Raw genomic sequence first — 7,301 nt, 5'->3', positions numbered from 1 at the left:
CCCGCAGCGGGCGCGGGCGGGGCACGGGTGCCTCAATCGCGTCCGGAACGCACGGGCAGATTCCTGAGCGTGCCGTTCCGGACGAAGGCGGCAGGGGCGGGCGGGCCGACCGGCCCCGGCGCGCGCGTTAGCCTCGTCCAGTACGACAAGACGGCGGAAGGAAGACGGGCGTGGCGGAGCAGGAGCGGCGTTCCCGGCGGCGGGGGCAGGGTGAGCTGGAGGCGCAGGTCCTTTCGGCCCTGCGCGAGGCGGACGGCCCCGCGACCGCGGGCTGGGTGCAGGAGCGGCTCGGCGGGGACCTCGCGTACACGACCGTCGTGACGATCCTGAGCCGGCTCCTGGACAAGGGCGCGGTGACCCGTGAACGCGCGGGCCGCTCCTTCGCGTGGACGCCGTCGTCCGACGAGGCGGGCCTCGCGGCCCGCAAGATGCGCAAGGTCCTGGACGGCGAGAGCGACCGGGAGGCGGTCCTCGCCAGCTTCCTCACCGCGCTGCCGCCCGGCGACGAGCGCCTGCTGCGCGAGCTCCTGAGCCAGGCCGAGGCGGAGAGGGACACCTGAACCGCCATGGGGATGTTCGTCCTTCTGCCGCTCGTGCTGCCGCTGACTGCCTGGCCCGTCGCCCGGCTCGCCGAGCAGCGCCTGCACCCGCGGACCGCCACCCGGCTGCTCACCGTGGTCGCCGCCGTCATGGCGCTCTGCAGCACCCTGTGCCTGGGCCTGCTCATGGTCGTCGGCACGGCCCAGCTGCCCGGAAACCCCCTGCCTGACGGCTGGTCGGACCCCGAGGTGCGCGCCGCCGTCCCCTACGACGGGATCGCCGGACGCCTGGCCATCCCCGGCCTGCTCGCCGTGGCCGTGGCCTGCGGCCGAACCCTGTGGCGCCACCGCCAGGTACGCCGCCGCGCCCACCGCGCCCTCGCCGGCCTTCCCGGCACCTCCGTGGCCGTCCTGCCCGACGACGAGCCCTACGCCTATGCGCTGCCCGGCGGCGCCCGCGACCGGGTCGTGGTGACCACCGCCCTGCTCGACTGCCTCGGGCCCGCCGAACGCCGCGCCCTGTTCGCCCATGAGCGCGCCCACCTGGCGACCCGGCACCACCGTTACCTCCTGGCGGTGCAGCTTGCCGCGCGCGCCAATCCCTTCCTGCGCCCCCTGCGCACGGCCGTGTCCTACACCACCGAGCGGTGGGCGGACGAGGACGCCGCCCATGTCGTCGGCGACCGCAAGACCGTCGCCCGCGCGATCGGCAAGGCGGCCCTGCACTCCCGCGGCGCCCCGGCCCCGACCCTGGCCGGTCTCGCCGCACCGGGGCCCGTGCCCCGCCGGGTGGCGGCCCTGCTGGGTCCCGCTCCCGCGGCGCGCAGCTGGCCGTCGCTGTTCACCGCGGTGGGGCTCGCGGCCTGGGCGGCGACCGCGGGGGCGGCGATCTCCGCCATGTCATCGGCCAACTCGGCCGTGACCATGGTCCTCATCCTGCACGCGGCCACCCCGCTCTGAGGCGACAGGACCCTGCCGGTACGGTTTGCCGTTCCTTTACAGTGGCTGTAGAAGCAGTACCGCTTCCCCGCCACCGCCCTCGTACGACACCCGTACGAGTACGAGAAGGAGCCACGGACCCGCAATGGGTGAGCCTCCCAGTACGAACCGTGCCATTTCCCGCCCGCTGTCCGAGCGTGAGGGAACGGGGGTGGCACGGTGACCGAGATCCTGCTTCTGCTGCTCGCCCTGCTCCTCACGCTCGCCTGCGCGCTGTTCGTCGCGGCCGAGTTCTCCCTGACCACCGTCGAGCGCGGTGACCTGGAGCGCGCCGCCAAGGCGGGGGAGCGAGGTGCCGAGGGGGCCCTGAAGGCCGTCCGGCGCCTGACCTTCCAGCTGTCCGGCGCGCAGCTGGGCATCACCGTCACCTCGCTGGTGATCGGCATGCTCGCCGAACCGTCCCTCGCGGCGCTCCTGCGCGGCCCCCTCGAGGCGGCCGGCCTCGGCGGCGCCGCCCCGGCCACGGCCACCCTGCTCGGCGTGGTTCTCTCCACCGTGATCCTGATGGTCGTCGGCGAGCTGGTGCCGAAGAACTGGGCGATCTCCCGGCCGCTGGCCGTCGCCAAGGTGGTGGCCGCCCCGCAGCGCGGCTTCACCGCCGCCTTCGGACCCTTCATCCGGCATCTGAACAACACCGCCAACCACGTCGTACGCCGCTTCGGCCTGGAGCCCGCGGAGGAGCTGGCCTCCGCGCGCACCCCCGAGGAGCTGGTCGCCCTCGCCCGGCGCTCGGCCGCCGAGGGCGCCCTGGAGGCGGACTCCGCCGAACTGTTCGTGCGCACCTTGCACCTGAGCGAGCTCACCGCGGAGAACGTGATGACCCCGCGCGTGGACGTGCGCGCCCTGGAGGCGCACGCCACGGCCGCCGACGCCGCGAACCTGACGCACGCCACGGGCCTGTCCCGCTTCCCCGTCTTCCGCGACAGCCTGGACGAGGTCATCGGCACCGTGCACATCCGCGACGTACTCGCCCTGCCCCCCGGCGAGCGCCGGCTTACCCCGGTCACCGACCTGGCCACCGAGCCCCTGCTGGTGCCCGACAGCCTGCCCGCCGACCGGCTCCTGGAGCGGCTGCGCGAGACCCGCACGATGGCCGTGGTCATCGACGAGTACGGCGGCACGGCCGGAGTGGCGACGGTGGAGGACATCGTCGAAGAGGTCGTCGGCGAAGTACGTGACGAGCACGACCCCGTCGAGGTCCCCGACCTGCTGCCCGCCCAGACCTCCTCGGACGGCCGCACCGTGTGGGAGGCCGACGGCGGCGTCCGCATCGACCAGCTCGCGGGGATAGGCCTCACCGCGCCCGAAGGACCGTACGAGACCGTGGCGGGCCTGATCGCCACCCGCCTGTCCCGCATCCCGGCCAAGGGCGACTCCCTCGACCTCGACGGCTGGCAACTGGCCGTCCTGACCGTCGAGCACCACCGCGCCGACCGGATCAGCATCACCGAACCGGCACTCCAGGTGCCCCGCCAGGCCGTGGAGGAGGCACGATGACCACGCTCCAGCTCGCCATCGGCGCCCTGACCCTGCTCACCAACGCCTTCTTCGTCGGCGCCGAGTTCGCCCTGATCTCCGTACGCCGCTCCCAGATCGAGCCCCGCGCCCAGGAGGGCGACAAGCGCGCCCGCATCACGCTGTGGGGCCTGCAGCACATCTCCGCGATGATGGCCACCGCCCAACTCGGCATCACCGTCTCCTCGCTGGTGCTCGGCGCGGTCGCCGAACCCGCCATCGCGCACCTCCTGGAGCCGGGCTTCGAAGCGGTCCACATCCCGCACGCACTGGTGCACCCGATCGCGTTCGTGATCGCGCTGACCGTGGCGACGTATCTGCACATGCTGATCGGCGAGATGGTCCCCAAGAACATCGCGCTCGCCGCGCCCGCCAGGACCGCCCTGCTGCTCGGCCCGCCCCTGGTCGCCCTCACCCGCGCCCTCAAGCCGGTCGTCTTCGGCATCAACGCCTTCGCCAACACCCTCCTGAAGCTCCTGAGGGTCGAACCGAAGGACGAGGTCGAGTCCGTCTACACGGACGACCAGCTCGCCCGCATGGTCGTCGACTCCAGCGCCGCCGGGCTCCTGTCGGCCGCCGACGGCGAGCGGCTGCGCGACGCCCTGGAGCTGGGCACCCGGCCCGTCGGCGAGATCCTCGTGCCGATGGCCAAGATGCACACCGTCGAGCACTCCGTGACCCCGGCGCGCCTGGAGCGGGTGGCCGCCGACGCCGGCTTCTCCCGCTTCCCGGTGACCGGGCCGGACGGCACCCTGCTCGGCTACCTGCACATCAAGGACACCCTGGGCATCACCGAGCGGGACCGGCCCTTCCCGCGCGGCGCCCTGCACGCGGTCACCCGGGTGCACATCGACACCCCGCTGGACGACACCCTCACCGCGCTGCGGGCCGCGGGCAGCCACCTTGCCGCGGTCACCGGCGCGAGCGGAACCGTGCTCGGGTTCGTCACCATGGAGGACGTCCTGACCGAGCTGGTCGGTCCCTCACCGGCGGCGCTCGGCTGATTCATCGGGTGCACCCGGCTGATCCACCGGGGGTGCTCGGCTGATTCACAGGTGGCGCGACTGTACGTGCGGGGGCTCCGGTGGCTAGGGTGCCGGTGATGTTCTACACAGGTGTAGCACCCGCATTTGACGTAAGACGCGAGACCGCGGGCCCGGGTTCCCCCGGGAGGTCCCGTGAGTGAGCCTGTCCGCTCGATGGATCAAGCCGGGGCACTGCGGGCGCCGCTGCCCGCCGCGCGCAGTGCCCCTCCGGCGGCGCCCACGGTCCCCACCGTGGCGCCGAAGCCGCCGGTCAAGCAACGCGACTCGTTCTTCGACAACGCCAAGTACCTGGCGATCGTGCTGGTCGCGATGGGCCATGCGTGGGAGCCGCTGCGAGGCGACAGCCGGGCGGCGGCCGCGCTCTACATCACCGTCTACACCTTCCACATGCCGGCGTTCATCGTCATCTCCGGCTACTTCTCGCGGAGTTTCGACGCGAGCCCCGGCCGCCTCAAGCGCCTGGTGACGGGCATCGCCGTGCCGTACGTCATCTTCGAAGTCGCGTACACCTTCTTCAAGCGCTGGGCGGGCGACGACCCCACATACCCGATCAGTCTGCTCGACCCCTGGTACCTCACCTGGTTCCTGGTCGCGCTCTTCGTCTGGCGGCTGACCACCCCGCTGTGGAAGGTGGTGCGCTGGCCGCTGCCGATCGCGCTGGCCATCGCCATACTCGCCTCCGTCTCGCCGGACATCGGCGACGACCTGGACCTGCAACGCGTGCTGCAGTTCCTGCCCTTCTTCGTCCTCGGCCTGTGCCTGAAGCCCGAGCACTTCCAGATCGTGCGCCGCCGAGAGGCCCGGATCCTGGCGCTGCCCGTCTTCGCGCTGGCCCTGCTGTTCGCGTACTGGGCTGCGCCGCGCATGAACGCCGCGTGGTTCTACCGCCGCGACAGCGCACAGGAGCTTGCCGCGCCCGGCTGGGCCGGTGGCGTGATGACGCTGGCGATGTTCGGCTGCTCGGTGGTCCTGGTCGCCTGCTTCTTCGCCTGGGTCCCGGGGCGCAGGCTCTGGTTCACCGCCCTGGGCGCGGGCACGCTCTACGGCTATCTGCTGCACGGCTTCGTCGCCAAGGGCTCCCGCTTCTGGGACTGGTACGAACTGGACTGGCTGCACACGCCGCTCGGCGAGATCACGGTCACCATCGGCGCGGCGGCCCTCATCACCGCGCTGTGCACGCCGCCGGTGCAGCGCCTCTTCAAGTTCGCGATGGAACCCGAGATGGAGTGGGCGTTCAAGAAGGACGCGAAGGCGCTGGCCCGCGGGCGGGGCGCGCACCGCAGGAGATAGCGCTGACACCTGCCGGACCCTGATCTCACCTCTCGTCCACCAGTGCGAGATGCCGGGCGGTACGTACTGGGCGGACGCCGTACGCGCAGTGGCCGACGCCTGGACGCGGACCGCCTCACTCCGGCGCGGGCCCGAACCGGCGCCGGTACGCCGAAGGGGTAAGGCCCGTGTCGCGGCGCATCAGGGCGCGCAGGTTGGCGGTGGTGCCGAGGCCGCTGCGCCGGGCGACCGTTTCGAAGGGGGCCACGCCCCGTTCGATCAACCGGCAGGCCAGGGCGAGACGCTCGCCGGTGAGCCAGGCCAGGGGCGTGGTGCCCAGCTGGGCCTGGAAGCGGCGGTGCAGGGTCGCGGGGCTCAGCGCGGCGTGCGTCGCGAGGCCCGGCACGGAGAGGGGCGAGTCGAGCCGTTCCCTGGCCCAGGCGAGGACCGGGGCCAGGGATTCGTCCGGCACGTCGGGCACCGGACGCTCCACGAACTGCCGCTGGCCGCCGTCCCGGTGGGCGGCGAAGACCAGGCGTCGGCTGACCGCGTTGGCTACCTCGGCGCCGTGGTCCCGGCGGACCAGATACAGCCCGAGGTCGAGGGCGGCGGCGCTGCCCGCGGCGGTGAGGATGTCGCCGTCGTCGACGAAGAGCACGTCCGGTTCGAGCCGTACGCCGGGGAAACGCGCCCGGAAGTCGTCCGCCCACTGCCAGTGCGCGGTGGCCCGGCGCCCGTCGAGCACTCCGGCCTCGGCGAGCGTGAAGGCACCGCTGCAGAACCCGACGAGCCGGGCCCCGCGGGCGTGCGCGCGGCGAACGGCGTCAAGGACGGCCGGGCGGCGCGGGACCTCGATGTCGGGCCGGTTGGGCACGATCAGGGTGTCCGCCGAGTCCGCCGCGTCGAGTCCGGCGACGCCCGTGAGCGTGAAGAAGCCGTCCCGCATCAGGGTGTGCGGATCGGGCGAGCAGAGACCGAACTCGTACAGATCACGCCCGAGTTCGGGCCTGCGGAGTCCGAAAACCTCGGTGGCGCAGCCGAGTTCGAAGGGGTTGGAGTTGGCGTCGACGATGACGACGACACGGTGCAGGGCCCCTGCCGCGGCAGCTTGAGAGGATCCTTGCGACATACGCTATTTCTACCACTCACGGTGACGGCGGCGAACGCCGGACGCTTGAGCCATGAGCAACGAACCCATCGCCCTGGGCAAGGCCCTTGCCTCCTTCGACGCCCTGTGGAGCCCGCGCATCGTCACCCGCGTCAACGACTACGACGTACGCGTGGCCAAGGTGGAAGGCGACCATCTGTGGCACGTGCATGACGACACCGACGAGTTCTTCCTGGTTCTGGAGGGCGAACTGCGCATCCACCTGCGCGAGTCGGCCGGCGAACGCACGGTCACCCTTCCCAAGGACGCCGTCTTCACGGTCCCGCGCGGCACGGAACACAAGCCGTCGGCCCCGTCCGGTGCCAAGATCCTTCTCTTCGAGCCGACGGGCACCCCTACGGTCGGCGACCGGCACGACGAGATCCCCGACCACGTCGACGAGACGACGGGCCACAGCCTGAACCTCTGAGAATGCCCTGGTCAACCCTCTGGGCACCGGTACGCGCCAGCGGTATGCCAGGTGTGGACCCGTCGACCATGAGAGGTGGGGTCAAGCATGTGGACCGCTGGATTCTGGAAGGCCACTACGGAGCGCGCGCTCCGTACCTTCGCGCAGTCGCTCGCCGCCGTCCTGGTCGCCGGGGCGACCACCCTCCTGGACGTCGACTGGAAGGCGGCGCTCGCCACCGCGGGGATGGCGACGCTGCTCGCCGTCCTCACGGCGGTCGGCGCCGCGAACGTCGGGGGCCGGGGGCCCGGCATCACGGAGACACCCAGGACCCGCGGGGGTCGGGCCACGCCCTGACGGGAGCAGGGTCTGACCGG

8 protein-coding genes are annotated in these 7,301 nt (G+C 72.3%); 7 read left to right on the top strand and 1 reads right to left on the bottom strand.

From position 1 onward, the window contains the following. Positions 1-170 precede the first annotated feature (170 nt). The 5 genes from ACWFR3_RS35290 to ACWFR3_RS35270 all read left to right on the top strand — a co-directional run bounded on the left by ACWFR3_RS35290 (position 171) and on the right by ACWFR3_RS35270 (position 5,389). The gene (locus ACWFR3_RS35290) at positions 171-560 is read left to right on the top strand and encodes a BlaI/MecI/CopY family transcriptional regulator (RefSeq protein WP_453738776.1); all 390 of its coding nucleotides are present in this window, start codon (positions 171-173) and stop codon (positions 558-560) included. 6 nt (positions 561-566) lie between these two features. Then, positions 567-1,499, top strand: coding sequence for a M56 family metallopeptidase (locus ACWFR3_RS35285; RefSeq protein WP_453738775.1), 933 nt, complete (start codon positions 567-569; stop codon positions 1,497-1,499). A 198-nt stretch (positions 1,500-1,697) separates the two neighbouring features. After that, entirely contained in the window at positions 1,698-3,035 is a 1,338-nt protein-coding gene (locus ACWFR3_RS35280; RefSeq protein WP_453738774.1) for a hemolysin family protein, read from the top strand. Then, on the top strand, positions 3,032-4,057 hold the full coding sequence (locus ACWFR3_RS35275) for a hemolysin family protein (RefSeq protein WP_453738773.1): 1,026 nt from the start codon (positions 3,032-3,034) through the stop codon (positions 4,055-4,057). Before ACWFR3_RS35280 ends, ACWFR3_RS35275 begins: the two co-directional genes overlap by 4 nt. Positions 4,058-4,252: 195 nt before the next feature. Further along, positions 4,253-5,389, top strand: coding sequence for an acyltransferase family protein (locus ACWFR3_RS35270; RefSeq protein WP_453738779.1), 1,137 nt, complete (start codon positions 4,253-4,255; stop codon positions 5,387-5,389). A gap of 115 nt (positions 5,390-5,504) precedes the next feature. On the opposite strand, the gene ACWFR3_RS35265 is transcribed toward ACWFR3_RS35270, so the two are convergent. Further along, complete coding sequence (locus tag ACWFR3_RS35265) at positions 5,505-6,497, bottom strand: GlxA family transcriptional regulator (protein ID WP_453738772.1); 993 nt, start codon at positions 6,495-6,497, stop codon at positions 5,505-5,507. A 52-nt stretch (positions 6,498-6,549) separates the two neighbouring features. Between ACWFR3_RS35265 and ACWFR3_RS35260 the strand changes: the two genes are divergently transcribed. Further along, entirely contained in the window at positions 6,550-6,945 is a 396-nt protein-coding gene (locus tag ACWFR3_RS35260; protein WP_453738771.1) for a cupin domain-containing protein, read from the top strand. Between the two features lie 87 nt (positions 6,946-7,032). Then, positions 7,033-7,281, top strand: a complete 249-nt coding sequence (locus ACWFR3_RS35255; RefSeq protein WP_453738770.1) for a holin — start codon at positions 7,033-7,035, stop codon at positions 7,279-7,281. Positions 7,282-7,301 lie beyond the last annotated feature (20 nt).

This window comes from Streptomyces sp. NPDC055189, assembly GCF_053606765.1.
Note: the sequence above shows the minus strand (reverse complement) of the source record. Positions and strands in the feature narration are given on the sequence as shown.